Annotated in this window: 25 protein-coding genes; 11 read left to right on the forward strand and 14 right to left on the reverse strand. The window is 67.6% G+C overall.

The features are described from left to right. The first annotated feature begins 125 nt into the window (after positions 1-125). Genes EJV47_RS21770 through EJV47_RS21785 form a run of 4 tightly spaced genes read left to right on the forward strand, consistent with a single transcriptional unit; the run spans position 126 to position 7,281 of the window. On the forward strand, positions 126-887 hold the full coding sequence (locus EJV47_RS21770; protein WP_126695323.1) for a hypothetical protein: 762 nt from the start codon (positions 126-128) through the stop codon (positions 885-887). Next, positions 884-3,685: a TonB-dependent receptor gene (locus EJV47_RS21775; protein ID WP_126695324.1), complete on the forward strand. Its 2,802-nt coding sequence runs from the start codon at positions 884-886 to the stop codon at positions 3,683-3,685. Before EJV47_RS21770 ends, EJV47_RS21775 begins: the two co-directional genes overlap by 4 nt. 3 nt (positions 3,686-3,688) lie before the next feature. Then, a complete protein-coding gene (locus tag EJV47_RS21780; RefSeq protein ID WP_126695325.1) occupies positions 3,689-4,858 on the forward strand; it encodes a DUF4249 domain-containing protein in 1,170 nt (389 codons plus the stop codon). Further along, positions 4,855-7,281 carry a hypothetical protein gene (locus EJV47_RS21785; protein ID WP_126695326.1) on the forward strand — a complete coding sequence of 809 codons (2,427 nt, stop codon included), beginning with the start codon at positions 4,855-4,857 and terminating at the stop codon, positions 7,279-7,281. Before EJV47_RS21780 ends, EJV47_RS21785 begins: the two co-directional genes overlap by 4 nt. Before the next feature lie 8 nt (positions 7,282-7,289). On the opposite strand, the gene EJV47_RS21790 is transcribed toward EJV47_RS21785, so the two are convergent. From EJV47_RS21790 to EJV47_RS28175, 3 genes are all read right to left on the reverse strand, one after another. After that, complete coding sequence (locus EJV47_RS21790) at positions 7,290-7,730, reverse strand: BLUF domain-containing protein (protein WP_126695327.1); 441 nt, start codon at positions 7,728-7,730, stop codon at positions 7,290-7,292. A 176-nt stretch (positions 7,731-7,906) separates the two neighbouring features. Further along, positions 7,907-8,716: an alpha/beta fold hydrolase gene (locus EJV47_RS21795; RefSeq protein WP_126695328.1), complete on the reverse strand. Its 810-nt coding sequence runs from the start codon at positions 8,714-8,716 to the stop codon at positions 7,907-7,909. Between the two features lie 19 nt (positions 8,717-8,735). Next, entirely contained in the window at positions 8,736-8,909 is a 174-nt protein-coding gene (locus EJV47_RS28175) for a hypothetical protein (protein WP_165903874.1), read from the reverse strand. A 418-nt stretch (positions 8,910-9,327) separates the two neighbouring features. Between EJV47_RS28175 and EJV47_RS21800 the strand changes: the two genes are divergently transcribed. Further along, the gene (locus EJV47_RS21800) at positions 9,328-9,966 is read left to right on the forward strand and encodes a flavin reductase family protein (RefSeq protein ID WP_126695329.1); all 639 of its coding nucleotides are present in this window, start codon (positions 9,328-9,330) and stop codon (positions 9,964-9,966) included. A gap of 209 nt (positions 9,967-10,175) precedes the next feature. Here EJV47_RS21800 and EJV47_RS21805 read toward each other — a convergent pair whose 3' ends face one another. After that, positions 10,176-10,892 carry a 3-ketoacyl-ACP reductase gene (locus tag EJV47_RS21805; RefSeq protein ID WP_126695330.1) on the reverse strand — a complete coding sequence of 239 codons (717 nt, stop codon included), beginning with the start codon at positions 10,890-10,892 and terminating at the stop codon, positions 10,176-10,178. A gap of 199 nt (positions 10,893-11,091) precedes the next feature. Here EJV47_RS21805 and EJV47_RS21810 point away from each other — a divergent pair, with 199 nt between their 5' ends. Then, positions 11,092-12,351: a tetratricopeptide repeat protein gene (locus tag EJV47_RS21810; protein WP_243651264.1), complete on the forward strand. Its 1,260-nt coding sequence runs from the start codon at positions 11,092-11,094 to the stop codon at positions 12,349-12,351. 61 nt (positions 12,352-12,412) lie between these two features. On the opposite strand, the gene EJV47_RS21815 is transcribed toward EJV47_RS21810, so the two are convergent. Beyond that, the gene (locus EJV47_RS21815) at positions 12,413-12,832 is read right to left on the reverse strand and encodes a hypothetical protein (RefSeq protein ID WP_126695331.1); all 420 of its coding nucleotides are present in this window, start codon (positions 12,830-12,832) and stop codon (positions 12,413-12,415) included. A 186-nt stretch (positions 12,833-13,018) separates the two neighbouring features. Between EJV47_RS21815 and EJV47_RS21820 the strand changes: the two genes are divergently transcribed. Beyond that, positions 13,019-14,830: a DUF885 domain-containing protein gene (locus tag EJV47_RS21820; protein ID WP_126695332.1), complete on the forward strand. Its 1,812-nt coding sequence runs from the start codon at positions 13,019-13,021 to the stop codon at positions 14,828-14,830. A 97-nt stretch (positions 14,831-14,927) separates the two neighbouring features. On the opposite strand, the gene EJV47_RS21825 is transcribed toward EJV47_RS21820, so the two are convergent. The 3 genes from EJV47_RS21825 to EJV47_RS21835 form a co-directional block, all read right to left on the reverse strand. Continuing rightward, positions 14,928-15,119 (reverse strand): hypothetical protein, encoded by a 192-nt coding sequence (locus EJV47_RS21825; protein ID WP_126695333.1) that lies wholly within the window; start codon positions 15,117-15,119, stop codon positions 14,928-14,930. A gap of 188 nt (positions 15,120-15,307) precedes the next feature. Then, positions 15,308-15,835, reverse strand: coding sequence for a hypothetical protein (locus tag EJV47_RS21830; protein ID WP_126695334.1), 528 nt, complete (start codon positions 15,833-15,835; stop codon positions 15,308-15,310). Positions 15,836-16,061: 226 nt separating this feature from the next. Continuing rightward, positions 16,062-16,574 carry a hypothetical protein gene (locus EJV47_RS21835; RefSeq protein ID WP_126695335.1) on the reverse strand — a complete coding sequence of 171 codons (513 nt, stop codon included), beginning with the start codon at positions 16,572-16,574 and terminating at the stop codon, positions 16,062-16,064. A 168-nt stretch (positions 16,575-16,742) separates the two neighbouring features. Here EJV47_RS21835 and EJV47_RS21840 point away from each other — a divergent pair, with 168 nt between their 5' ends. Next, the gene (locus EJV47_RS21840; protein WP_243651265.1) at positions 16,743-17,483 is read left to right on the forward strand and encodes a Dph6-related ATP pyrophosphatase; all 741 of its coding nucleotides are present in this window, start codon (positions 16,743-16,745) and stop codon (positions 17,481-17,483) included. A gap of 581 nt (positions 17,484-18,064) precedes the next feature. Here EJV47_RS21840 and EJV47_RS21845 read toward each other — a convergent pair. From EJV47_RS21845 to EJV47_RS21860, 4 genes are all read right to left on the reverse strand, one after another. Further along, positions 18,065-19,168, reverse strand: coding sequence for an MBL fold metallo-hydrolase (locus EJV47_RS21845; protein WP_126695336.1), 1,104 nt, complete (start codon positions 19,166-19,168; stop codon positions 18,065-18,067). Positions 19,169-19,325: 157 nt separating this feature from the next. Next, complete coding sequence (locus EJV47_RS21850; protein WP_243651266.1) at positions 19,326-20,783, reverse strand: hypothetical protein; 1,458 nt, start codon at positions 20,781-20,783, stop codon at positions 19,326-19,328. Positions 20,784-20,942: 159 nt separating this feature from the next. After that, entirely contained in the window at positions 20,943-21,458 is a 516-nt protein-coding gene (locus EJV47_RS28485; protein ID WP_207895960.1) for a hypothetical protein, read from the reverse strand. Between the two features lie 250 nt (positions 21,459-21,708). Continuing rightward, a complete protein-coding gene (locus tag EJV47_RS21860) occupies positions 21,709-21,918 on the reverse strand; it encodes a hypothetical protein (protein WP_126695337.1) in 210 nt (69 codons plus the stop codon). A gap of 232 nt (positions 21,919-22,150) precedes the next feature. On the opposite strand from EJV47_RS21860, the gene EJV47_RS21865 reads away from it, so the two are divergent. Continuing rightward, a complete protein-coding gene (locus EJV47_RS21865; RefSeq protein ID WP_126695338.1) occupies positions 22,151-22,558 on the forward strand; it encodes a thiol-disulfide oxidoreductase DCC family protein in 408 nt (135 codons plus the stop codon). Between the two features lie 81 nt (positions 22,559-22,639). On the opposite strand, the gene EJV47_RS21870 is transcribed toward EJV47_RS21865, so the two are convergent. Next, positions 22,640-23,131, reverse strand: coding sequence for a MarR family winged helix-turn-helix transcriptional regulator (locus EJV47_RS21870; protein WP_165903875.1), 492 nt, complete (start codon positions 23,129-23,131; stop codon positions 22,640-22,642). A gap of 145 nt (positions 23,132-23,276) precedes the next feature. Here EJV47_RS21870 and EJV47_RS21875 point away from each other — a divergent pair, with 145 nt between their 5' ends. Beyond that, positions 23,277-24,278 (forward strand): zinc-binding dehydrogenase, encoded by a 1,002-nt coding sequence (locus EJV47_RS21875; RefSeq protein WP_126695340.1) that lies wholly within the window; start codon positions 23,277-23,279, stop codon positions 24,276-24,278. A gap of 116 nt (positions 24,279-24,394) precedes the next feature. Then, positions 24,395-24,655, forward strand: coding sequence for a hypothetical protein (locus tag EJV47_RS21880; RefSeq protein ID WP_126695341.1), 261 nt, complete (start codon positions 24,395-24,397; stop codon positions 24,653-24,655). Between the two features lie 89 nt (positions 24,656-24,744). Here EJV47_RS21880 and EJV47_RS21885 read toward each other — a convergent pair whose 3' ends face one another. Next, positions 24,745-26,178 carry an FAD/NAD(P)-binding protein gene (locus EJV47_RS21885; RefSeq protein ID WP_126695342.1) on the reverse strand — a complete coding sequence of 478 codons (1,434 nt, stop codon included), beginning with the start codon at positions 26,176-26,178 and terminating at the stop codon, positions 24,745-24,747. Positions 26,179-26,206: the final 28 nt, after the last annotated feature.

Below are 26,206 nucleotides of genomic sequence, written 5' to 3' on the forward strand. Positions count from 1 at the left end.
AAGCAGCAGAATTGGCCGCCGTTGTACGGCTGAGCTGGGGCCGAATACTTAATTTGCCCCCCCCAGCGCCACTATACCACCGTTTTTCGGGTCTATTACCCACCAACTTCTCCGCGTTGTTGCCTATGCGCATACCCTTACTCCTGGCCTGGGCAGTGCTGGGCGGCTGCCTGTCGAAGCAGGGGGCCGCGGCGCAGGCACTGGTCACCGCCGATTCGAGCCTGCGGGCCGCCACCCGGCAGATGCAGGCGCAGTACCGCGCCGCCCTGGGCGGGCAGCTGGGCCTGTACAGCGGCCTGCAGTACGGCTACTTTTCCTCGCCCATCATTCAGGGCCACCCCTTTTTCGGCGCCGGCACCGAGGCCTCGACGGGCAGCGTGAGCTACGACGGGCAGACCTACGCCGCCGTGCCGCTGTGGTACGACCTCATCCTCGACGCGGTGGTGACGCGCCGCCACGAAGGCCCCGGGCAGATTCGCCTGGTCAGTGAGCGGGTGACCGGCTTTACGCTGGGCCCGCGCCGCTTCGTGCGGCTGCCCGCCGGCACCGAGCTGACGCCCGGCTTCTACGAGTTGCTGTACCAGGGCCCCGACTCCCTGCAGGTGCTGGCCCGGCACAGCAAGTACCTCTACATCGTGCCGGGCGACCGGCAGGGCCGCCGCGAGTACCGCAGCCGCGAGCAGGCCTTCCTGCGCCGCGCCGGTCGCTATTACGCCATCAGCCGGCTGGGCTCGGTGCTGACGGCCCTCGACGGGCACCGCCGCGAGCTGAAAAAACTGGCCGCCGCCCGGCAGCTGAGCTTCACGGCCGACAACCGCGCCGCCTCCGCCGCGGTGCTGGCCGCCGAGTATGACCGCCTAAAGGCCCCGAGCGCCACCGCCCCATGAGCAGCCCCCACCCGCCACACCGCCGGCCCGCGCTGGCCCTGCTGGGCCTGCTGCTAAGCGGCGCCCCGGCCGCCTACGCCCAGCAGCCCGCCCCGGCCGCGCCCGATACCCTGGTTACCGGCCGCTTCGTGGAGGCCGGCTTCGAGCAGCTGGCCCGCAGCGTGGAAAGCCAGACGCCCTACCGCTTCTACTTCGACCCGGCCAGCGTGGAGACGCTGTGCGTGAACGTGGCAGCCGAGCGCCAGCCCCTGCCCGTGCTGCTCGACGCGGTGCTCATCCGGGCCGGGCTGCACTACGCCATCGACCGGCAGCGGCGCGTGTTCGTCACGGCCGGGCAGCCCATTCGCCTGGGCTTGCCGCCCGGCTTCTTCCGCGACACCACCGCCGCCCCCAGCCTGAGCGAGGACGACGACCCGCTGGCCGGGCTGAACCGCGCCCGCCCCGTGCGCCGCGCCACCGACCGCGTGTACGACATCGGCCTGGGCCAGCCCCGCCCGGCCAGCGGCAAGGCCACCCTGGCCGGCCACCTGCGCGACGCCCGCAGCGGCGAGCCGGTGGTGGGCGCCACCGTGTACACCGAGCAGCCCAGCGCGGGCACCGCCACCGACGAGTTTGGCTACTACGCCCTCACCCTGCCGCTGGGCCGCCACACCGTGCTGGTGCGCGGCATTGGCCTCAAGGACAGCCGGCGCACCGTGGTGCTGCACGCCGACGGCAAGCTGGAAATCGAGACGGAGGAGGACGTGACGGCCCTGCGCGAAGTGGTCATCGAGGCCGAAAAGGACAAGAACGTGTCGGGCCTGCAGATGGGCCTGGAGCGGCTCGACATCAAGACCATCCGGCAGGTGCCCACCGCCTTCGGCGAGGCCGACCTGCTGCGCGTGGTGCTGACCCTGCCGGGCGTGAAGTCGGTGGGGGAGAGCAGCACCGGCCTGAACGTGCGCGGCGGCGCGGTCGACCAGAACCTGATCCTGTTCAACGACGCGGTGGTGTACAACCCGGCCCACCTGTTCGGCTTCTTCTCGGCCTTCAACCCCGACATGCTCAAGAGCGTGGAGCTGTACAAAAGCGCCATTCCGGCCAAGTACGGCGGCCGCCTGTCCTCGGTGCTCGACATCGTCACGCGCGAGGGCAACAACAAGAAGTTCGGGGCTTCGGGCGGCATCGGCCCGCTCACCGGCCGCCTTACGGTGGAAGGCCCCATCCTGAAAGACCGCGCCTCCTTTATCATCAGCGGCCGCTCGTCGTACTCCGACTGGCTACTGCGGCGCCTGCCCGTCAAGAGCTTCCGCGAGAGTTCGGCCTCGTTCAACGATTTGAGCGCCCACCTGAGCTGGGAGCTGGACGCCAAAAACTCCGTGTACGCCACCGGCTACCTCAGCCAGGACCAGTTCCGGCTGGCCTCCGACACGACGTTCCGCTACCAGAACCGCACGGCCAGCCTGAAGTGGAAGCACATTTTCACCAACAAGCTGTACGCGGTGGCCACGGCCAACTACAGCGGCTACCAGTACCGCATCCGCAGCGAGCAGAATGCCGTCAACGCCTCGGAGCTGGGCTACCAGCTGGCCCAGGGCGGCGGGCAGCTTGATTTCAGCTACTTCCTCAGCCAGCGCCACACCCTGGAGTTCGGGGCCAGCAGCACCCGCTACCGCGTGCAGCCCGGCAGCCTGCAGCCCCGGGGCACCGAGTCCCTGATTCGGCCCGAGGTGCTGGCGCGGGAGCAGGGCCAGGAAAGCGCCCTGTACGTGTCGGACCGCCTGGAGCTGGGGCCGCGGCTGTCGGTGGCGGTGGGGCTGCGCTACTCCCTGTACCAGGCCCTGGGCCCGCAGGCCGTGCGCCGCTACCTGGCCGGCGTGCCCCGCTCCGAAGCCACCGTGCTCGATACCGTGCAGTACGGCCGGGGCCGGGTGCTGGCTACTTACCACGGGCCGGAGTACCGCCTCTCGGCCCGCTACGCCCTCACCACGGGCTCCTCGCTCAAGGCCAGCTACAACCGCACCCGCCAGTACATCAGCCTGCTCACCAACACCGCGGCCGTGTCGCCCACCGACGTGTGGAAGCTCAGCGACGCCCACCTGCGCCCCCAGCTGGGCGACCAGGTGGCCCTGGGCTACTACCACAACTTCCAGCGCAACACCGTGGAAACCTCGGTGGAGGTGTACTACAAGTGGCTCCGCGACGTGCTCGACTACAAGAGCGGGGCCTCCTTGCTGCTGAACCGCAACCTGGAAACCGACGTGGTGAATGCCCAAGGGCGGGCCTACGGGGTGGAGCTGCTGGTGAAGAAGCTTACCGGCAAGCTCAACGGCTGGCTGAGCTACAGCTACTCCCGCGCCCTGCTGCGGGTGCCCCCCGCCGTGGCCACCGACATGGTGAACGGGGGGCGCTGGTACCCCAGCAACTTCGACAAGCCCCACGACGCGACGCTGGCCGGCAACTACCGCGTCAACCGCCGCTTCAGCGCCTCGCTGAACGTGACCTACAGCACCGGCCGGCCCATCACGCTGCCCCTGGCCCAGTACTACCTCGGCAACTCGCTGCGCGTGTATTACTCCGACCGCAACGCCTACCGCGTGCCCGATTACTTCCGCGCCGACGTGGGCCTCAACATTGAGGGCAACCACAAGGTGCGCAAGCTGGCCCACGGCTACTGGACGCTGGGCGTGTACAACCTGACCGGCCGGCGCAACCCGTATTCGGTGTACTTCAAGGCCGAAAACGGGCGCATCAACGGCTACCAGCTGTCCATCTTCGCCCGGCCTATTCCCAACCTGACCTACAACTTCAAGTTCTAGCCCATGATTCGCCGCCGACTTCTTTCCGGGGCCGCGGGGGCCGCCGCGCTGCTGGCCCTGCTGCTGGGCAGCTGCATCGACCCGTTCCGGCCCGAGGTGCAGGACGTGGCCACCAACTACCTGGTGGTCGACGGCTTCATCAACAGCGACGGGGTGAGCAATATCAAACTCTCGCGCACCTTCAGCGTGAGTACGGCCGCCAGCGGCACGGCTCCGGTGGAAAGCCGGGCGCAGGTGTACGTGGAGGACGAGCAGGGTGCGCGCTACCCGCTGACCGAGGCGGCCGCGGCCCCCGGCAACTACGCCTCGGCTGCGCTGCGGCTGAACCCGGCCGGCAAGTACCGCCTGCACCTGTTTGCCGGCGGCCAGGAGTACGCCTCCGATTACACCGCCGTGCGCCCCACCCCGCCCATCGACTCGGTGACCTGGCGCCTGACGCCCGACGGGGTGCAGATCAACGTGAATACCCACGACCCGAGCAACCAGACGCGCTACTACCGCTGGAGCTACGACGAGACCTGGGAGTACACCTCGGCTTTCCGCTCCACCATCGAGTACGCCGGCGGGGGACAGTTCCGGCCGCGCACCGAGGATATTTACCGCTGCTGGGCCTCGCGCCCGAGCACGGCCATCCGGCTCAGCAGCACCACCCGCCTCAGCCAGGATGTGGTGTCGCAGTACCCGCTGCTGACGCTGCCGCCCACGGCCGTGCAACTGCGCTACAAGTACAGCATGCTGGTGCGCCAGTACGCCCAGACGGCGGAAGAATTTGCCTACTGGGACTTGCTGCGCAAAAACACCGAAAGCATTGGGGGGCTCTTCGACCCCTTGCCCGCGCAGCTGACCGGCAACCTGCGCTGCCTCAGCACGCCCGAGGCGCCGGTGCTGGGCTACGTGGGTGTATACTCGGTAGCCGAAAAGCGCCTGTTCATCAGCCGCAGCCAGTTGCCGCCGCTGTGGAGCATGCCCAACGTGGGCTACACCGCCAACGTCTGCCCGCCCGACACCATCGAGCTGCCGCTGGCGTTGGTGTACTTCAACAACAACCCCTCAATTCTGCCGGTGGAGCCTTATATCGTCAACGGGTTCTTGCTGGGCTACATCGGGGCGCCCACGGCCTGCGTCGACTGCCGCCTGCGGGGCACCAACGTCCGTCCTCCTTTCTGGCAATGATGCAGCCGCGCTACTTTCTGCCCGCCGGCCTGCTCGGTGCCGCTGCCCTGCTGCTGGCCCGCCCCGCCGCCGCCCAGCAGCCCGCCGACTTCGGCGCCGCCCTGGCCCGCTACCACCAGCACGATCTGTACGAAAAGCTCTACCTGCACCTCGACCGGCCCCTGTACCTGAGCGGGGAACTGCTGTGGTTTAAGATTTACGCCGTGGAGGGCACCCGCAACCGGCCGCTGCCCCTCAGCCAGGTGGCCTACGTGGAGGTGCTCGACGCAAGCCAGCGGCCCGTGCTGCAAACCAAGGTAGCCCTGCGCGAAGCCGCCGGGCACGGCTCCCTGCAGCTGCCGGCCACCCTGGCCTCGGGCCGCTACACCGTGCGGGCCTACACCCGCTGGATGCGCAACTTCGACGCCGACTACTTCTTCCGCACCAGCATCACGGTGGTCAACACCTTCGTGCCCGGCGGGGCGGCCGGGGCCGACTCGGCCGCCCGGCGCCAGCCCGATTTGCAGGTATTTCCGGAGGGCGGACAGCTGGTAGAAGGCTTGCCGACCCGGCTGGGCGTGAAGTTTACCGGCCCCGACGGCCGCGGCCTGGCCGGCGACGGGGTAATCATAAATGAGCGTAGCCAACCGGTGGCGCGCTTCCGCACCGGGCCGTTCGGCATGGGCCGGGTGGAGTTTACGCCCCATTCCGGCGGCCGCTACCTGGCCATCATGGGCCCGCCCGAATGGCCCCGCATTACGTGCGTGCTGCCCGCGGCCCAGGCTCAGGGCTACGTGCTGCGCCTCGATGCGGCCAGCCCCCAGCAGCTGTGCCTGACGGTGGCGGCCAGCCCGGGCGCGGCCCCCGACGTGTACGTGCTCGGCCACGCCCGCCAGCAGATCTTCCTGGCCCGGCTGCTGCCCCTGCAGAACGGCCGCACCGAGCTGCTGCTCGACCGCGCCAGCCTGCCCCCTGGGGTGCTGCACTTCACGGCCTTCACCGCCGGCGGCCAGCCCGTGGCCGAGCGGCTGTTCTTTCAGCGGCCCCCGGCCGGCCTGCAGCTCGCGGCCACGCCCGAGCAGCCCCGCTACGGCGAGCGGACCGACGTGGCGCTGAACCTGACCGCCGCCGATGCCGCCGGCCGGCCCCGGCCCGCCAGCCTCTCGGTGGCCGTGTACCGGCTCGATACGCTCATGGCCTCCGTGCCCGCTCCGGCCGACATCAGCGCCGCGCTCTGGCTGGGTTCGGAGCTGCGCGGCGAGGTGGAAAACGCCGGCTACTACCTGCAAGCTACCGCCGCCGCCGAGGAGGCTGCCGATAACCTCATGCTGACCCAGGGCTGGCGGCGCTTCCGCTGGGCCGAGGTGCTGGCCGGCTCACCGCCGCCGCGGCCCTACGCGCCGGAGCTGCACGGGCACCTGGTGCAGGCCCGGGTGCTGCACAGCGGCACGGGCGCCCCGGCCGCGGGCGTGGCGGCATTTCTGGCGGCGCCCAGCCGCTACCCGCGCCTCTACAACGCCCTGAGCCAGCCCGACGGCCACGTGCAGTTTGAGCTAAAGGAGTTTCAGGGGCCGAACCGCCTGGTGCTGCAAACCGACCCGCGCCGCGACAGTACTTACCGCTTCGAGCTGCTGAGCCCCTTCGCCCCGCCGCCCGCTCCGGCCCGCCCTGCCGCGCCGCTGGTGCTGACGGAAGCCTACCGGGCCATTCTGAGTCAGCGCCACCTGCAGGTGCAAACGCAGAGCGCCTACTTCCGCGCCCTGCTGGAGCCGCGCCCCTTCCGCCCCGCCGATTCGCTGGCCTTTTTCGGGGTGGGCGGGGAGCGGTTCCGCCTCGACGACTACACCCGCTTCAAGACCATGGAGGACGTGATGCGCGAGTACGTGCCCGGGGTGCTGGTGCGCCGCCGCGGCAACGGCTACCACTTCCGCGTGCTCGACGACATCACGCGCAGCACCTTCCAGGCCGACCCGCTGGTGCTGCTCGACGGGGTGCCCATCTTCGATCTGAACGCCGTGATGCGCCTCGACCCGCTGCTGGTGCAGCGCCTGGAGGTGGTGAAGGGCCTGTACTTGCAGGGGCCTTTGCTCTACAGTGGCATCGTGAGCTACTCCACTTACCGCGGCAACCTGGCCGGCTACACGCCCGCGGCCCGGGCCCTGGTGCAGGACTACGAGGGGCTGCAGTGGGAGCGGGAGTTTTACGTGCCGCGCTACGCCACCGCGGCCGACCGCCATAGCCGCCGCGCCGATTTGCGCCACCTGCTCTACTGGAACCCCGCCGCTACTACCGCCGCCGACGGGCGCGGGCAGCTCCGCTTCAGTACCGGCGATGAGCCCGGCCGCTACCTGGTGGTGGTGCAGGGCCTCACGGCCGACGGACTGAGCGGCAGCAGCACGAGCTACCTGGAGGTGCAGCCCACCGGCCTCAGTCAACGCCCCTGAGCGCCGGCTTAGGAGGTCAGCGGCAGGTCGTCGTCCTGGTTGGTCACGAAGTAGCGCAGGGCTTCCAGGCGCAGCACGTCTTCCTCGCTGAAGCGGCCGGGCGGCAGCTGCCAGTGCTGCAGCGGAATGTAGCCGGCGGCGTAGGCCAACTCGTCGGGCTCGGTTTCCCAGTAGGCCATGTGCCACTGGGCGAAGCGGCGGTGGGGTAGGGGCTCATCGGCCAGCTTTACCACGCCGTGGTGGCGCGGGTCCTGCTCAATTCGCTCGTAGAGGTAACGCACAGCCGCCTCTTCGCCCTCCAGAATCTGGGTAATGCGGCCTTCGTGGTAGAGCAGAATGCCGGTGACGTGGTAGCGGGCGTTGCGCAGGCGCGCCTCGCGCAGCAGCTGTTGCAGCTCGGCCGAAGTCAAAGGGCGGGTTGCGGTACTGACGTAGATAATGTGGTGCATGCGGGGGTAAAACCGCTTTCGGATACGGCTGAGCGGCACCTCTGGTTAACTGCCGCTGCCTCAGGCACCCCGGCGCGCTGCCGCCGGGCCCCGCAACGTCGAAGCAGTGCCTGAGCAGTGGCCGCGACCTGTCGATTGGCTACGCTGCTTTGGTTCGCGGCCACTGCTCATCGGCTTTAGTAGGCCGCCAGCTCCGGGGTGGCCTCGGCCCGGGCGGGGGCCAGCGCGTGCCGCTGCAGCCAGCTCAGCACGTAATCGGCCACTTCCTGCCAGCCGGGCTGGCCGAGGATGAAGTGGTTGCGGCCCGCAAACTCCTTGAAGTCGGTGACGCTGCCTGCGTACCGGGCGTAGCGGCGGTAGTTGGAGCGGTTCAGCGCGGCGGGCATGATGTGGTCGACGGCGCCGGCTACCAGCAGCAGCGGCACGTGCGGCCGGCTGAAGTCGACCCGGGCGGCCCGCGTCAGCCCGTCGCGCGAAATGCGCTTGGACTCGGGAATCGTCAGCTGCTCGTAGGCGGCGCGCTGCTCGTCCAGCGGCATGCCGTTGACGAAGGCGTACTGCCACTGCCGCAGCGACATCATAAACGGTTTGTTCACGTCGGTAAAGAAGCCCAGCGGCCCCCAGGTGGCCCGGTAAAACGACCATTTGAAGGTAAACACGCCCTGCGGCGGCACCGAGTCGATGGCCACGCCGGCGGCGGCCAGGCCGCGCTGCACCAGCAGCTGGGTGAGCAGGCCGCCGTAGGAGTGGCCGATGAGCACGGGCTTCTCGGGCAGCGCCCCGACGATGCCCGCAAAGTGGTCGACGAGCTGGCTCAGGCGCAGCGAGGCCAGCTGCGGGTCGGGGTGGCGCCGCCGCAGCTCTTCAGCGGGGGCGTCTTTGTACAGCCAGGGCGGGACCAGGCAGGTGTAGCCGCAGGGGGGGCGCCAGTCAGCTGGCAGACGGCCACAAAAAAGCCCGGCCGATGGGCCGGGCTCAATGATTATCGGAGTCGAAGGGGCAGTATCAGCACCAGCGGCCTACGGAGCGGGGCTGCGAGGCGGGCTGGGTGCAGTTGGGCTGCTCGGGCTCCTGGCCGGGCTGCTGCGAGCGGCGCGGGCGCGGGGAGCGAAGCGGGTCGGAAGGGCGGGCGGGGGGCAGGCCCTGGTGGGAGGCGGGTGGGATGGCGTGCAGTGACATAGCGAGCGGGATAAACCGTGGCAGCGCCCCGGTGGCGCATCGGTGCCCCCGTATACGCGAAGCCGCCGCACTGGTATACAGTGGTTTGCTACTATTTTGCCGCGTATTACTACGGCTTCTCGACCTGCGTAGAAATCAGGCGGACCAACATAAAAAGCCCGACCAAGTGGCCGGGCCTTTTCGGCGGGTTTCGCTCCTGAGCATTGGACGAAACCAAACGCCTGCATGGGATGCGCGGGGCTAACCCGGTAGCCACCGCGAAAGGTTCCGCCCCAAACCCGGGACTGGTAGAGGACGACGGACCGCGGTCGGGGTAGCCCGGGCTGGACACGGAAAGCGCCACAACCAGCGGCCGGGGTAAACTTCCGGGGCGCTCCGGCAGTAGAGCTGTGCAGTTGCCACGCACAGCTTCGCCCCCATGCACCACCTCACCCGCGCCGACATTCAGGGCTTCGACAAAATCTACCGGCTCAACCTCGTCAACGCCCTCTCGGGCTACAAGCCGGCCAACCTCATTGGCACGGCTGCGGCCGATGGGGCCACCAACCTGGCCATTTTCAGCTCGGCCCTGCACCTGGGCTCCGACCCGCCGCTGCTGGGCCTGGTAACGCGCCCGACCACGGTGCCGCGCCACACCTACGAGAACATCCGGGCCACCGGCTGCTGCACTCTCAACCACGTGCACGCCGGTTTCGTCGACAAGGCGCACTACACCTCGGCCAACTTCCCCCGCGCCGAATCGGAGTTTGACGCCTGCGGCCTCACGCCGGCGTACCGCGACGAATTTCCGGCGCCCTACGTGGCCGAAAGCCAGCTGAGCGTGGGCCTGCGCCTGCTGGAGGAGCTGCCCATTCAGGCCAACGGCACGGTGCTGCTGATCGGGGCGGTGGAGCACGTATACCTGGCCCCCGAAGCCCTGCGCCCCGACGGTACCCTGGACCTGGCCGCCCTCGACGACGTGTGCATCAGCGGCCTCGACGGCTACCTGCGCGCCGAGCCCCTGGCCCGCTTCGCCTACGCCCGCGCCGGGCAGGGAGTAAAAAAGGTAAGTGAATGAGCGGGTAAACCCGGCACGTCATCCTGACGAAGGAAGGACCTTGCTCGAACCCTGCACCAACGAAGAAGCGCAGCTACCAACGCCCTAATGGTGGTAGCTGCGCTTTTATCGTTCTGGCTGATTGGCGTCTGCACGTTGACATCAGCGGCGGTGCGGGGTGGGAGGAAGGTCCTTCCTTCGTCAGGATGACGTTCTGCTGTATCCGCTCATCACGGGTTCGTGCTCCACAGGCCGGCTTCCTTCACGAATACGCGGCGGTTGAGCTTGAGGTGGGCCACAATCAGCTCGGCCAGGTCCTCGGCCTGCATGACTTTCTCGGGGTTGCCGTCGGTGAGCTTCAGCTCGGCGGCCAGGGGCGTGGCCACGGTGCTCGGCGTAAGGGCCGTCACGCGAATGTTGTGCTTGCGCACCTCCTGCATCAGGGATTCCGACAAGGCCAGCACGGCGGCTTTGGAGGCGCTGTAGGCGCTGGTGACGGGGGCGCCGCGCTGCCCGGCCGTGCTGCTGATGTTGATGATGTCGCCCGTTTGCCGCTCAATCATCGGCGGCAGCACGGCGCGGGTGGTGTAGTAGGTACCCAGCAGGTTCACCTGGATGATGTTTTCCCAAGCCGCGGGCTCCAATTCCAGAAACTTGCCGAAGGCGGCCGTGCCGGCGTTGTTGATGAGAATGTCGATGGGGCCGAGCTGCTGCTGCACCTGGGCCACGGCCGCTTCCACGGCAGCGCGGTCGGCTACGTCGGCCGTTACCACGGCGGCCTGGGCGCCCAGCGCCTCGATTTCCCGGGCCAGCTCGCGCAGCGGGGCTTCGCTGCGGGCCAGCAGGCCTACGCGCACGCCTTCCTGCGCCAGGGCCAGCGCTACGGCCCGCCCGATGCCTTGCCCGGCGCCCGTTACCAGTGCCGTTTTACCGTTGAGTACTTCCATGTTGAAGGGAAATAGATAAGATTGGAAAGCCTGTATAACTCCGATTTGCAGACCGGGTTTTCCCGTTTTGAATCCATTTTCTGCGCGAAGCCCGACGATAATGCAGCCGAAAAGCTGGCCGCCGCGTATGTTAGCTGCCCCGCACCGGCCGTTGTTCCCCGAGCCTGCCGTGCTCCGCCGGGCCCTTTGTGTCTACTCTATGCATCTGCTGCCACGCCCCGCGGGGCTATTCGTGTCTATTCTGGTGTGGTGCCTGGCGCTGGCGGGCAGTGCCGTCGCCCAAACGCCCGATACCACCCGGCGCCGCCCGCCCATTCAGCTCGACAGCGTGGTGGTGCTGCCCGACGCCATCAACACCAAGAACTGGCTGCTGCTCGACAAGGACATTCAGCTGGAGCTGGACGGGGCCGTGCGCAACCTCTACAACTTCAAGTTCGACCGGGCCGAAAAGCAGTTCCGTTCCCTGCGCCGCCGCTACCCCCAGCACCCCATGCCGTACTTTCTGCTGGGCCTGAGCCAGTGGTGGAAAATCGTGCCCTCGAACGTGCAGGTCAAGCTCTACGACCGGCCCTTCTTCGCCTACATGGACACGGCCATTACCAAGGCCGAAACCCAGTACAAGGCCGACGACCAGAACTACGAGGCCTGCTTTTTCCTCTCGGCCGCTTACGGCTTTGCCGCCCGCCTGCACGCCGAGCGGAAGAACTGGGGCAAGGCCACCGTCTACAGCAAGGAGGCCCTGAACTACCTCGCCAAAAGCCAGGAAGCCAACGGGCTGAGCCCGGAATTTCTGTTTGGGCAGGCGCTGATGAACTACTACGCCCCCTGGATTTCGGATAACTACCCGCTGCTGCGGCCGGTGCTGCTGTTTTTTCCCAAGGGCAACAAGCAGCTGGGCCTGCAGCAGCTGCGCAACGTGGCCGACAACGGCTTCTACACGGCCCCGGAGGCGCGGTTCTTCCTGATGAAGATTCTCTACAACGACGAAAATGACCCCGCCGCCGCCCTGCCCGTGGCCCGCAAGCTGGTGGCCACTTACCCCGACAACGCCTATTTCCAGCGCTTCTGCGCCCTGGTGTGCTACAACCGCGGCGAGTACGACGAGTGCGAAAAGCTAAGCCGCGACATTCTCGACAAACTCAACCGCGGCCTGCCCGGCTACGAGGCCGTGAGCGGCCGCTACGCCACTTTCTTCCTGGCCTGGCTCCACGAAAACCGCTACGACGACCCGGCCAAGGCCCAGGACTACTACCAGCGCTGCATCGTCTTTGCCGAAAGCACCGGCGACACCGGCCCGGGCTTCTACGTGCTGGCCAATCAGCACCTGGCCCGCCTGGCCGCCGACCGCCGCGACGTGGCTACCGCCCGCCGCTACTACGCCGTGGTGCAGGACAAGGCCGACCACAAATCCAGCGAGTATCGCGAAGCCAAGGAGTACCTCAAACAGCACAAGAAATAGCCGCCCCTCCCAAGCAAAAGCCCCGCCTGGTCATCAGGCGGGGCTTTTTTGTGCGCTTGGTTTACTGCGTCCGCAGCCAGCCCAGGGCCTCGGCCAGCGTGGGGAAGTAGCGGAAAGTGAGCAGCCCCGGCGGCAGCTGCGCCCCCACGGCCTGGGCCGCCAGCCGCCCCAGCGGCGTGCTGTTGTCGACGACGGCGCAGTGGGAATAGCCGGCCTCCCGTACCGCCCGCGGAATCCACTCCTCCGCCAGCCAGGTACTTACCTCGCTCGGCATGGGCGGGCGCTGCGAATGGTCGCTGAGCAGCTTGCGGTAGCCGAAGTGCGTGAAAGCGCGCAGCGTGTGCTGGTACACGGCCCGCAGCTCGTCGGGGCTGGTTTTGGCGGCGCTCCAGTGCAAACGCAGAAAATCCTCGCCGGCCACGTGGTTGATGGTAGCGGCGGGGTTCTGGAAGTAGCAGGCGTCGGGAATGGAATTGGGCATAACGGACGAAAATAGCAGAGGCAGCCGACTTGCGGCACGCCGGACGTCCCCGCAATGGGAAGCAGCGCTAAAAGCCACAACGTACCTCCTTTCGGGAGAGAGCAGAATTGGCGGGGCGGATGCGGAAAAATGCCCCGAAAGCCGCTAGATTCAGCCCACTCTTTTGCATTTCCTCCTTCTCCCCGCATGAAGAACCGCTACTTCGCCGCCGGTTTGCTGGCCGGCGCCCTGCTGCTGGGCTGCTCGCAGCAGGCTACCACTACCGAAAACCAAGCGTCGCAGAACGCCACCGCCGCCGACGTGAAAGACCTGGGCACCCTGCTCGACCAGTACTGGGAGGAAAACGCCAAGCTCTTCCCGCTGAACGCCACCACCAACGGCGACAACCGCTACAACGACCAGCTGCCCAACGACCAGACGGCCGCCTTCCGCGAGCAGCAGCGCCAGTACTACCAGAAGTACCTCGACCAGCTCGGACAGTTCGACCGCGAAAAGCTGTCGGACAATGACCGCATCAGCTACGATATCTTCAAATACGACCTGCAGATGAGCCTGGAAGGGCTGAAGCTGAACACCTGGATGATTCCGTTTCAGCAGTTCTGGGGCCTGCCGCTGAGCATGGCCCAGTACGGGGCCGGCGAGAGTATTCAGCCCTTCAAAACCGCTCAGGACTACGACAACTGGCTGGGCCGGGTGCGCGGCTTCTCGGTGTGGGCCGATACGGCCATCAGCAACTTCCGCCGCGGCATGCAGGCCGGCGTGGTGCTGCCCCGCCCGCTGGTGCTGAAGATCATTCCGCAGCTGGAAGCCCAGGTGAAAGCCGACCCCACCCAGAGCGACTTTTACGGCCCCATCCGCAACTTGGGCAAGACCGGTATTGCCGCCGCCGACCAGCAGCGCATCACCGCGGCCTACCGGGCGGCCATTCAGAACGAGCTGGTGCCCACCTACCGCAAGCTGGGCCAGTTTATGAAGAACGAGTACCTGCCCAAGGCCCGCACCAGCACCGGCATCGTGTCGGTGCCGGGTGGGGCGGGCATCTACCGCTACTTCGTGCGCTACTGGACCACCACCAACAAGCCGGAGGACGAAATCTACAAGACCGGGCTGGCCGAGGTGAAGCGCATCCGGGGCGAGATGGAGCGCGTGCGCCAGCAGGTGGGCTACAAGGGCGACCTGAACGCCTTCTTCAACTACATGCGCTCCGACAAGCGCTTCACGCCCTACAAAACCGACGCGCAGGTACTCGACGCCTTCCGCGGCATTCAGGCGCGCATCACGCCCAACCTGCCCAAGCTGTTCGGCCGCACGCCCAAAACGCCGTTTGAAATTCGCCAGACCGAGGAGTTCCGCGAGAAATCGGCCTCGGCCGAGTACCAGCCCGGCACGCCCGACGGCTCCCGCCCCGGCATCTTCTACGTGCCCATTCTCGACGCGAAAACCTTCCGCACCACTTCGGGCATGGAGTCGCTGTTTCTGCACGAGGCCATTCCGGGCCACCACTACCAGACCTCGCTGCAGCAGGAAAACACCGACCTGCCCAAATTCCGCCGCTTTGCCTGGTACGGGGCCATGGGCGAAGGCTGGGCCCTCTACACCGAAAGCCTGGGCAAGGAGCTGGGCCTCTACACCGACCCCTACCAGTACATGGGCGCCCTGGGCGACGAAATTCACCGCGCCATCCGCCTGGTCGTCGACGTGGGCATGCACACCAAGGGCATGACGCGCGAGCAGGCCATCAAGTACATGATGGACAACGAGGCCATCGACCTGGACGGGGCCACGGCCGAAATCGAGCGGTACATGGCCATTCCAGGGCAGGCGCTGTCGTACAAAATCGGGCAGCTCAAGATCCAGGAGTTGCGCCGGAAGTACGAGCAGCAGCTGGGCGCGAAGTTCAAGATCCAGGACTTCCACGACGAGCTGCTCAAGGACGGGGTAATGCCCCTGGCCGTGCTGGAGCAGAAAATGGACGCCTGGGCCGCCAAGCAGCAGTAAGCCCGAATACAAAACGCCAAACGGCCCCGCAACCTGCGTTGCGGGGCCGTTTGGCGTTCAGGTAGCCGCGAGACGCAGCGGACTTCCGTGCTGCGGGCTACTCCGCCGCGGCGTCGGAGCGGGGCTCCTGGCTGCGGGGCGTGCGGCCGTGCCGCCCGTAGCGGTAGCGGTGGTACTGGCCCGTAGGCGCCGCCGACGAGGAGTAGCAGTAGCGAGGGGCGGAGCTGGTGGCTACTACGGTTGCGGAGTAGCGGGAATAGGATTTGGGTTGGGAGGCCGAAAAACTCATGGCTAGGGGTAGTGGTTGCCCTCCGGTTTACGCAAGCCGCCCCGGCCGCTTTACCCGGATTTTAAGCCGGAAAACCCTGATTTTAGCTTCCGGGCCCACTCCGTATTCGTCACCAATGCAACCGGCCCCTGCCGCCCCGCGCCGGGGCGTCAGGGTAGCAGAGGCCGGAGCCAGGCTGCGAAGCGAGTTTAGGTAGTCGAGCCCGTAGTACCGCCGGTGGTACCCGAGGTAGTCGAGCCCGTAGTGCCCGAAGTCGTACCCGAGGTAGTGCCGCTGGTCGTGCCCGACGTAGTAGTGCCCGAGGTCGTGGTGCCGCTGGTGGTACCGGCAGTAGTGCCCGAAGTGCTACCAGTCGTAGTGCCGCTGGTCGAGCCCGTGGTGCCCGAAGTAGTACCGCTAGTGGTACTGGAGGTCGTGCTGCCGGTCGTGCCGGAGGTGGTACTGCTGGTGGTGCCTGAGGTGGTGCTGCTGGTAGTACCCGAAGTGGTACTGCTAGTGGTGCCAGTTGTGCCAGAAGTGGTGCTGCTGGTAGTGCCAGTAGTGCCGGAGGTGGTGCTTGATGTAGTACCGGACGTGGTGCCCGAGGTCGTACCCGAGGTCGTGCCGGATGTAGTGCCGGAGGTCGTGCTCGGCGAATCATCGTCGTCGCAGGAGGTCAGGGCAGGGGCCGCGCACAGGGTCAGGCCCAGCAGCAGTGGAAGCCAGGGTTTACGCATGACAAGTCAGAATTTGGATGAGAAAATGAGCAATGCTCTTCTGGCTCTTATACGCGTTTCAGATGCCCTTTTTGGGGGTGGCGCCAACTGAAATAATACTGATTTTTAATGCGTTATGCGGGCGCGGGCTCCGGGGTTATACCCAAATCGAAGTAGGCCGGCCGAAAAAAAGCCGCCCTCCGCGGTGACGCAGAGGGCGGCCGTAAACGGGGCGGTAGCAGCAGGCTTAGTTTTGGGCGCCGCGCCGGGGCTGGTTGGTCTGCTGCGTCGACCCGGTGCCATTCATCGACTCACTGGCGCCCGTCGGGTTGGTTTCGCGCGGGGCGTTGCCGAGGGTACCGCGGCCCTGGCCGCTGCTGTTGCTGGCGCCGCTGGTAGTGCCCGGCACTTCGGTGTCGGAGGTGCCGCGGTTGGTCAGGCTCCGGCCGCTGGTGGTGCTGCTGCCGTCGGTGGTGCCGCCGTCGGTGTACTTAGAGGTGTTCGGCTCACCGCCGGGCTGCGAGCTGATGGCTTCGGCCGTGGAGCGGTTCAGGGAGCCGGTGCCGACGGGGCGGTAGGCCTTGCCGCCGCCCGACACGCTGTCGCGCTCGGTATCGACGCGGGTGGCGGGGGGAGCCGAGGCGAAGGAGTCGTTGTTGGTGCGGTCGTTGACGCCGGGGTTCAGCGGGTTGCCGCTGTCGCAGGAGGCTAGGGGCAGCAGAAGCAGAGCGGCGCCGAGCACGCGAAGGGAGGTCAGCATAGCGGATGCGGGAGGGTTTGGAATGAGAGAAGCGCAGTGCGTGTGCCCGTATACGCGGGCGAGGCCAAATATGGTCATGCCGGCCGATTCTCCGGCGCGTGAAGCAACCGGATTTTTTCGGTACTGCCGGGCTGCCGGCAATTCGCGCCACGCCGTAGGTTTGCGGCTGTGCATCCTACTGACATCCGCCCGCTGCCCGCCGTGATGAGCTGGAGCGGGGGCAAAGACTCGGCCCTGGGCCTCTACCACGCCCTGCGCGCCCCCGCGCTGCGCCCCGCCCACCTGCTCACCACCCTCAATGAGCACTACGGCCGCGTGGCCATGCACGGCGTGCGCGCCGAGCTGCTGCAGGCCCAGGCCCGGCGCATCGGCCTGCCGCTGACGGAGGTGTGGCTGCCCGAAATGCCCTCGATGGAAATCTACGAGCAGCGCATGACGGCGGCCCTGGATGAGCTGGCGGCCGGGGGCGTGCGCACCAGCCTTTTCGGCGACCTGCACCTGGCCGATCTGCGCCAGTACCGCGAGCAGCAGCTGGCCCGCATCGGCTGGCAGGCGCGCTTTCCCATCTGGCATAAGCCCGCCGCCGAGCTGCTGGCCGAGTTCTTCGATCTGGGCTTCCGGGCCATTGTGGTGTGCGTGAGCGAGCAGCACCTCGACCAAAGCTTCTGCGGCCGGGAGCTGGACCGCGACTTTATCCGCGACCTGCCCGCCACGGTGGATAGCTGCGGCGAAAACGGCGAGTACCACAGCTTCGTGTACGACGCGCCCTATTTCAGCCAGCCCATAGCCGTGCAGCGCGGCGAGCTGCTGCGCCGCACCTACCAGAGCCCCGCCGCGGCTACCGATGACGAGCCCGACCCCCTTGGCGCCGCCTTCTGGTACTGCGACCTGCTGCCGGCCGGGACGTAGTCCGGCGCCAAAGCCCACCGCTTCGAGAAGCGGCGGGCATTTCAGCTTGTTGAAGTGCTCCGCTTCAAGTCGCGGTGCCTCATTCTGGTTGTTGCCGCGTCCCGCTTCAACTCTCGACGCCCTGCAATAAGTAATGAAATACCCCGCGTCTAGTCGCGAGGCACTATTCCAGGTTGTCGAAGTGCCCCGCGACTAGACGCGGGACATTTCTACACTTGATGTTGCGTCCCGGGACTAATCGCGGGCCACTTTTCGCCTCACCGAAGTGCTTCGAGACAAGTCCCGGCGGGCTGCGCACTTCCGCCGTGCGGCTGCCGATAAGTCCGGGCGGGGGGGGCAACCCGAAAATGGCTTCGCCGGCAACTCAGGGCGGGGTTTGGCATGATGCGAAAGTCCCCGCTGAGTAGTCGGGGCGGGCCTCTACGACTGAAAAAGTGTCCGCTGAGTAGTCGGAGCAGGCTTTTACGCTTTGGAAAGTGCCTCCTGAGCTGGTGGCAAAGGGTTTCTCGTAATACAAAAGTGCCCGCCGAGTAATCGGTGGGCACTTTTCATATCACAGCGGGCTGAATCGGCCGGCGCACCTACAGGTTCTGCGGCCCCGGAAACCAGCCGTCGGTTTCGTCCACCGGCGTAAACGGGTCGACGCTGTAGGCGGCCGGGTCGTCGAGGTGGTGCTGGCGGTGGCGGCGGTAGCGCTTGTAAGACTTGCGGCCCTCGTCGCGCTGGCTGAGCCAGATGCCGATGCCCAGGCCGATAGTCGCGGCCAGGCCACCCAGAATCCACGGCAGGCGCGCGTCGTGGGCGGGCGGGGGCACGGCCCGCACGCCCGATTCGTCGGCCACGGCGGGGGCATCCACGTAGCGGCCCGCGGCGGGCACGGCCAGCTCGCGGAAGTGCTGGGCCAGCTCCGTCAGCTCGCGCTGCAGCACCGCCCCGCGCATCGGGATGCCGTGGCCGGTGGCCGCCACGGCGGGCTGTAGCCGGGCCAGGCGCTCCACCGAGCGGCGCGCCGATTCCCAGTCGCAGGTGAAGTAGCGGGGCGGGCCGTGCACCTCCTGGCGCTGCTCCCACACCGCCAGCGCCGATTCCTGCTGGGTGGTCACGAAGGCGTCGCCGGCAATGAGCACCCGGTCGGACTCGCGGAAAAACGACACGTGGCCGGGCGAGTGGCCGGGCGTAAACACCCAGCGCCAGTCCGTCAGCACCGGCACCGAGCCGTCGTCGGGCAGGGGCTGGGCGCGGCGGCTCACGTCGTAGGGGTGCTTGGGGTAGAGCCCCGACAGCCAGGCCATGGCCCCGCCGCCGGCCGTGGGGTCGGGCGGGGGGTAGCTGGAGCGGCCGGTGATGTAGGGCATTTCGAGCGGGTGAGCGTACACGGGCACGTTCCAGTAGTTGGCCAGGCTTTCGAGGGCGCCGGCGTGGTCGAAGTGGCCGTGGGTGAGGATGATGGCCTCGGGGCGGGCATCGGGGCCGAACAGCTGCTCGGCCGTGCGCCGGATTTTGCCGGCCGCGCCCGGCAGGCCCGCGTCGATGAGCACCCAGGGGCCGGTGTTGTAGCCCTGGCGCACGAAGAACAGGTTGACGAACACGTTGCGCAGCGCCCACACGCCGGGGGCCACAAACTGCAGCTCGGGCGTGGTGGCCCGGTTGGGGCGGGCTTTGAGGTGGTCCAGATACTCGCTCATAGGGAATGAAGGTCGGATGGTCAGAAGGAAAGTAGCCGGCGTTGCGCACGGGCAGCGCCGACCAGGAGAAGCAGAAACGGCAAGTCAGCGGAACAACCCACCTGCCAGAAAGAAGTCAGTACGCTTTATTCACTCATTCACTCATTCACTCAGTCACTCAGGGCGCGCAGCCGCAGAGCACCTCCCGTTTCACCGGCTCGGTGCGGTAGCGCGGCAGCGACACTTCCTTCATGTACACCACCTCCAGCTGCTTGAGCCGCGGGTTGCGCGGGTTTTCCTGCCAGAGGCGCAGCAGGTAGTTGCAGTAGTAGGGCCGCATCCAGCTGTTGCTCACGAACAGGTAATTCTCGGAGTACTTGCGCCACCGGTCGTTTTTGTGCAGCGCCATGATGGAGTAGGGCTTCCGGTACGTCACGGGCCGGCCGCCGCGGTACAAATCGAGCAGGCGGCCGTCCCGGGTGCGGCCTTCCAGAATGTACCAGCCGTCGTCCTTGAACACGGTGGGCGCAAACATGCCCCAGTGCTGGTCGGTGCGAAACAGGTAGCCAAACCAGCGCAGCGGCTCGCGCAGGGCGTAGTCGGGGCGGGCAATGCCGTCGAGGTTCCACCAGATGGTGTAGGCCAGCAGCACGTAGAGCACGGTGTCGCGCAGGGCGGGCAGCAGACGGAAGTGCCGGTGTGCCCGCGCCGCCGGGTGCCAGTCGGCCTGCACCCGCAGCTGCCAGGGCCACTGCCAGGTGGGCAGGCGGGGCCGGTAGCCCCAGGCGCGGCGCAGCGGTGGGCCCAGCCGGCGCTCCAGCCAGCTGAGGGCCGAAGCGGGCAGCAGGCCCAGCACGGAGGCGAAGTTGATGAGGAAGAACAGCCCCACGAACAGCGTCAGGCTGATGATGGTGTGAAAGCCGAAGATGGCCGCCACGAACACCAGCCGCCACACCGGGGTGGCTACCGGAATGAACAGCAGCACCGGCAGCAGCAGCTCCATGTAGAAGGTGAGGTGCGTGAGGGCCCGCAGCAGCTCGTAGTGCGGGTAGAGCAGCCGGCCGCCGGGCATCAGCAGCTGGTCCAAGCTCAGGGCGTAGTACAGGGCCGTGCCCTCGGTGCGCCATTCGGGGCCGCTTTTTAGGGCCGCCGTGCACACGTACACCAGGGCCAGCTGCACCACGTAGGCCACCGTGGCGGCGCTGAAGTACTCGTAGCGGGCGGGCGGGGGCTGGTCCTGGGCATCCTTGGCCCACACCCGGCCCCAGGGCAGGAAAATGCCCCAGAACAGCAGCATGCGCAGCAAATCGTCGCCGCCCTGCACTATCATCGGGTTGCGGTTCTGCACCGATACCAGCAGCATCCACGACAGCACCGTCATCAGCCGGGTGCGCCAGCCCAGCAGCAGCCCCACGGCGCAGCCGGCCGCCGTCAGAAACAGCAGGGCCTGCACCTGCCACAGCCCGCTGCTGGTGTGCACCGAAAACTCGTAGGGGTTCCAGGCGCGCTCAAACAGCACGTACAGCGGCAGCACGCCCAGGTTGGTGTAGTGTGCCTCCAGGTCGGTACTGCGGATGGCCAGGTCGAGCAGCACCACGGCCGCCACGGCCATGCGCAGCAGCGCCAGGGCGCGCAAATCGAGTACGAAGGGCCGCCGCAGCACCGCCCACCCCCGCGCGGCCGGCCGTTCGGGAGGCGGGGCAGGGGAGGGCGCAGAAAGGGCAACTTCCGCGGGGGGAAGTTGCCCTGACGCCCGGTCCAGCAAGTCGGCCGAGTACTGCAAAGTCAGCTGGGATTAGCGCGTGGTCGAGCCCGACGTCGAGCCGGAAGTGGTGCGGCCGCTGGTCGTGCGGCTGCCTGAGGTGCTACGGCCCGAAGTGGTACGGCCGCGGCGGCCCGAGGTCGTGCCGCTGGTGGTGCCCGAGGTGCTCATCGTGGTCGAGCCGCTGGTCGTGCCCGAAGTGGTACCAGCGGTGGTGCCCATCGTCGTCGAGCCGGCGGTGGTGCCCGAAGTGCTCATGGTGGTCGAGCCCGCGGTGGTGCCGCTGGTCGTACCGCGGGTCGTGGTGCCGCTGGTGGTGCCTGTGGTTGTAGTACCGGCGGTGGTGCCCATCGTGGTTGTACCAGTGGTACCGCTGGTGGTGGTGCCCATGGTGGTAGTGCCGGTGGTCGAGCCCAAGGTCGTGCCGGTCGTGCCGGTCGTACCGGCGGTGGTGGTGCCGGTGGTCTGGGCAGCGGCGGAGTTGCTAACGGCTACGTTCAGCAGCAGGGCGGCGCCAAAGGCCAGGGCCGGGACAAAGGACTTTTTCATCGGAAATGGTTGTGTTGGTTGTGGGTGAATTGGGAAACGAAACGGTGCCCGGCCGGTGACCAGGCTGGGTGGGACCAGAGCGGCTTGCCCCCGGTACTACGCAGCCGCGGCATTTGGGATAGCGCCGAGCTTGTCAAAAAGGCCGTTGCGGGCCCCGCAAGGGCAGAAAAAAAGGACAGCCACAGCGTGACGTCCTTTTTCTCCCTCCTCTTTCCAAATAGTGCGAAGCGTAGTAAGACCGACGAAATAGCTATGGCGTAGTAGTGCTGGTGTCCGTGGCCGAACTGCTCATGGTCGTATCGGGGGCGGTGTCGGAGCTCATGTTGGTGCCGGGCTTGGAGTGGTTGCCATCGGCCCCCATGCCGGAGCCGGCGTTGGAGTTGCCGTCGTTGCTGCAAGCGCCCAGGGCCAGCAGCGCGCTGAGGGCGCCCACCATGCCGAGCATGCGAGTGCGTTTCATAGGGCGGGGGTGTTGGTTGTGGGTGTTGATTATGAAGTCGTTGCGACAGGCAACACAAGGGGCTTATACGCCGCCGACCCGGCCTAAGCTGAGATTTTAACCGGAAATTTTTGTGCACATTTTTTGCAGGTAAGAAAAGGAGTCGGCCCCGGTAAAAAGGTGCGCCGGCCAACTCCGGCGCGCCGCCTGCGTACCACCCGAGCCGCTTCCTTCGCCCCACCGCCCGCGCGCCATGCCCGCCGACTCTTCCATCATCCTCTTCGACGGGGTGTGCAACCTGTGCCACGGCCTGGTGCAGTTCATCATTGCCCGGGATGCGCAAGCCCGCTTCCGCTTCGCCTCCCTGCAGTCCGAGGCCGGGCAGCGGCTGATGCCCGCCGGCGTCAACCCCGACCCCGACAACCCCGATTCGGTGGTGCTCATCGACAACGGCCGTGCCTACACCCACTCCGCGGCCATTCTGCGCATTCTGAGTCGCCTGGGCGGCCCCTGGCGCCTGCTCCGCGTCGGCTATCTGCTGCCCCGCCCCCTGCGCGACGCGGCCTACCGCTTCGTGGCCCGGCACCGCTACCGCTGGTTTGGCCGCCAGACCGAATGCTGGCTTCCCACTGCCGAGCTGAAAGCCCGCTTTCTGAGTTGATACGCCCCGCTGCTACGCACGCCGGCCGGGCCCCGCTGCTTCCACAGTGAGGCCCGGCCGGTGCATATCTGGCTCGGGAGCTTAGGCGGCCGAAGCGGCCGGGGGCTGCTGGGCTTCGTCGGGGCCGCTGCCGGGCAGCAGACGCTTCAGCGTTTTCACCAGGCCGGCGGCCTCGGGGCCGAAAAACTGCTGGTCGAACTCCTCCAGGGCCCAGGCGGCGCGCACTACGGCTTTCAGGCCGGTGGGCGTCAGGCGCAGGCTACGGGCGCGGGCGTCCTGCTCGTTGGCGGGGCGTTCCAGCAGGCCTTTCTCCTCCAGGGCGCGTACAATCTTGCTGGTGGTCATTTTGTCGTAGTGGGCGCGCTGGGCCACCATGGCCTGCGTCACCGGCTCGGGCTGCTGCCCCAGGCGCTGCACCGTGGCCAGCAGCAAAAACTGGCTGGGCGTAAGGTTCATGGGCTGCAGCACCTGCGCCAAGCTGCGCTGCCAGTGGGCCGTGGCCTGCGCCAGCAGAAACCCCGGATTGACGTCCGGCCCTTCAAACGTAAACAGTGGATCGAGCGGTAAGGCCATGGGAATTTCGGTAGGTTGCGCCGCCGCGGCGGCCGGTGGATGACATTCTGCTCTAACGAAAACCGCGGTAAACAGGTTGACAGTAGCACCGTTTACCATTCCCCAAAACCCCACCCCGGCCGCGCTTTGCGGCTTTTTGCCTCCCATGAAAGCTTTAGTTCTCGACGGCATCGGCCAGCCGGTGCAGCTGCGCGACGTGCCCACGCCCCAGCCCGGCCCCGGTGAGGTGCTGGTGCGCCTCCAGGCCGCCGCCCTCAACCACCGCGACGTCTGGATTCAGAAGGGCCAGTACGCGGGTCTGCGCTTCCCCATCATCCTCGGCTCCGATGGGGCCGGCACCGTCGCTGAGCTGGGCGAGGGCGTCGACGCGAGCCTGCTCCACCAGCCCGTCATCATCGACCCCGGCCAGCAATGGGGCGACAACCCGCGCGCCCAGGGCCGCAGCTTCCAGATTCTGGGTTTGCCCCAGAACGGCACCTTTGCCGAGTGCGTGCGCGTGCCCGCCGCCAACGTGTACCCGCGCCCGGCCCACCTCACGGCCGAGCAGGCGGCGGCCCTGCCGCTGGGCGGCGTCACGGCCTACCGGGCGCTGTTTACCCGCGGCCGCCTGCAGCCCCGGGAGCGGGTGCTCATCACCGGCATCGGCGGCGGCGTGGCGCTGCTGGCCCTGCAGCTGGCCGTGGCCCGGGGTGCCGAGGTGTGGGTAACGTCGGGCACGCCCGAAAAAATCGAGCGGGCCCAGACGCTGGGCGCCCGCGGCGGCCTGAGCTACCGCGAGGCGGGCTGCGGCAAGGCCCTGGTGCAGCTGGCCGGCGGGCCCTTCGACCTCATCATCGACAGCGCGGCCGGACCCGGGGTGGCCGAGCTGCTGGAAGCCGCCGCGCCCGGCGGCCGACTGGTGTTCTACGGCGGCACCACTGGCACCATGACCAACGTGCCCCCGCGCCACATCTTCTGGAAGCAGCTCGATATTCTGGGCTCCACCATGGGCACCGCCCAGGATTTTGCGGGCCTGCTGGAGCTGGTCAACGAGACGAAGCTGGTGCCCATCATCGACAGCGTTTTTCCCCTGGCCGAGGGTGAGCAGGCCCTGCGGCGCATGGCCGAAGGGGAGCAGTGCGGCAAGCTGGTGCTGCGAATAAAATGAGGCAGTAACCAGTTGAAAGTCAGGGCTAATAATTTTAGCTTTTAGGCCGTTTTCGGGAATGCCGCGGCCGGCTTTGGTGTTTTGAATCTGACACTGACAACCAGCCGATAACACCCATGAAAGCACCCGCCGAATACCTCAACGTGCCGACTTTTCAGCTGACTTATCCCACCGGTGAAGACGTGGAAATGGTGCCCGTGGTAACCTACGACGACGCGCTGCGCGCCGTAGAATCCGCCCTGGCCGACGCCGAGAAATACCGCTACCTGCTGATGCGCGCCCTGCGCCGCTCCCAGGAGCCCGAGGCCGCCGTGCTGCCCCAGCCCGTCGACGCCGCCATCCGCCCGCTCTACCCCGAAACCGATCTGGCTGCCTAAGCGGCTGTGGATTACTGCTAACCGAAGCGGCTCCTTTTGGAGCCGCTTTTTTTGTGTACCTGCTGCCGTCTGGCAGGCAATATGGTTGGTCAGGGTACCAGCCGCAGCGCGTCGGGCTGCGCCACGCTGGCGCCGTGCTGCCGCCCGAGCAGGGCCGCCAGATTGGCCGCCTGCTGCCGCAGCTCCGGCACCGCCGTCGACTCGTACCACTGGGGGCGCAGGCTGGGACCTAGGGTGAACAGGTGCGCCGAAGCGGCCCCGGCGGCGTCGAGCAGGGCGCCTTCGGGGGTGGTGGCCAGGCCCAGGTGCAGCGCGTCGGAGCGGAGCAGGCCGGCCTGGCGCAGCTGCTGTACCAGCGGCTCGTCGAGCTGGGCGTAGTCGAGCTGGGGACCGGTGCAGAGCACCACGTGGTCGGCCGTCAGCTCGGTGGAGACGTAGTGGCGCGTCAGGCGCACGGCCAGTTGATTGTCGCCCCGGGGCTGAATCTGGCGCACCCGGCCGTGGTGCACCTGCAGGCGGCCGCTGCTCAGCAGCTCGGCCAGCACGGCGGCGTTCTGGGGCGGGTTGCGGTGGCGCAGATTGCCCCAGCGCGTGGCCAGGTGGCGCATAAACCGGCGCTGTTCCTCCGGCGGCCAGCCGGCCCAGATACGACCCAAATCGGGTCGGAGCGCGTCGAGCACGGCCCGCCAGTTGTAGCCTTCGGCTGCGCCCCGGGCCACCTGCTGCCGCACCACCCGTAGCACCGCGCCCACGGTGTGCAGGCCCGCCAGGTGAGTGGCGTAGAAATTCGGGTAGGGCGCGGCCGGCGCGGGCGTATGCGCCGCCGGCCACTGCCCGTGCCGCGACACGGCCAGCAGCGGCCCGCGGTGGCCGTCGGCGCGCAGGGCCACCAGCACGTCCAGGGCCGTGAGGCCGGTACCGATGAGCAGCACCGACGCGTCGGGGGCAATGCCGCGCAGGGCGCCGGGCACCCAGGGGTTGGCGTGGAAGCGCGGGTGCAACTGGTAATCGGTGGCGGGGCGCACCGGCAGGGCGGGCGGGAAGTTGCCCAAGGCCAGCACCAGGGTATGCGCGTTCAGACTGGTATCGTCGGCCAGCTGCACGCGCAAGGCCGGGCCGGGGCCCGGCAGGGGCTGGGCGGCCAGGGCCCGCGTGTGGTGCCAGCGCAGGCGCACGCCGTTGGGGGCGGGGGCGGCCAGCAGGGGCTCCAGCAGGCTTTCGAGGTAGCGGCCGTAGGTCTGGCGGGAGCAGAAGCCGTGGGGGCAGTCGGGCAGGCCGCGGCGCTGCAGCCAGTCGGCGAAGTGCGTGGGCTGCTCGGGCAGAGCCGAAAGGCCGCCGCTGCGCACGTTCAGCAGCCACTCGGGCCGCTCGGTGCCGTAGGCCGTGCCGGGGCCCAGGCGGGGGCGCGGCTCCACGATGCTGACATCGAGGGGCCAGGGGCCGCCGGGCAGGCGCGTGAGCTGCAGGGCCAGCAGGCTGCCGGCCACTCCGCCCCCAATAATTACGATGTTGCGCCGCGTCATGCTAGGTCAGGCCAGGCCCGGGCAGAGC

The organism is Hymenobacter gummosus, assembly GCF_003970915.1.
In the GTDB taxonomy this organism is placed as follows: domain Bacteria; phylum Bacteroidota; class Bacteroidia; order Cytophagales; family Hymenobacteraceae; genus Solirubrum; species Solirubrum gummosum.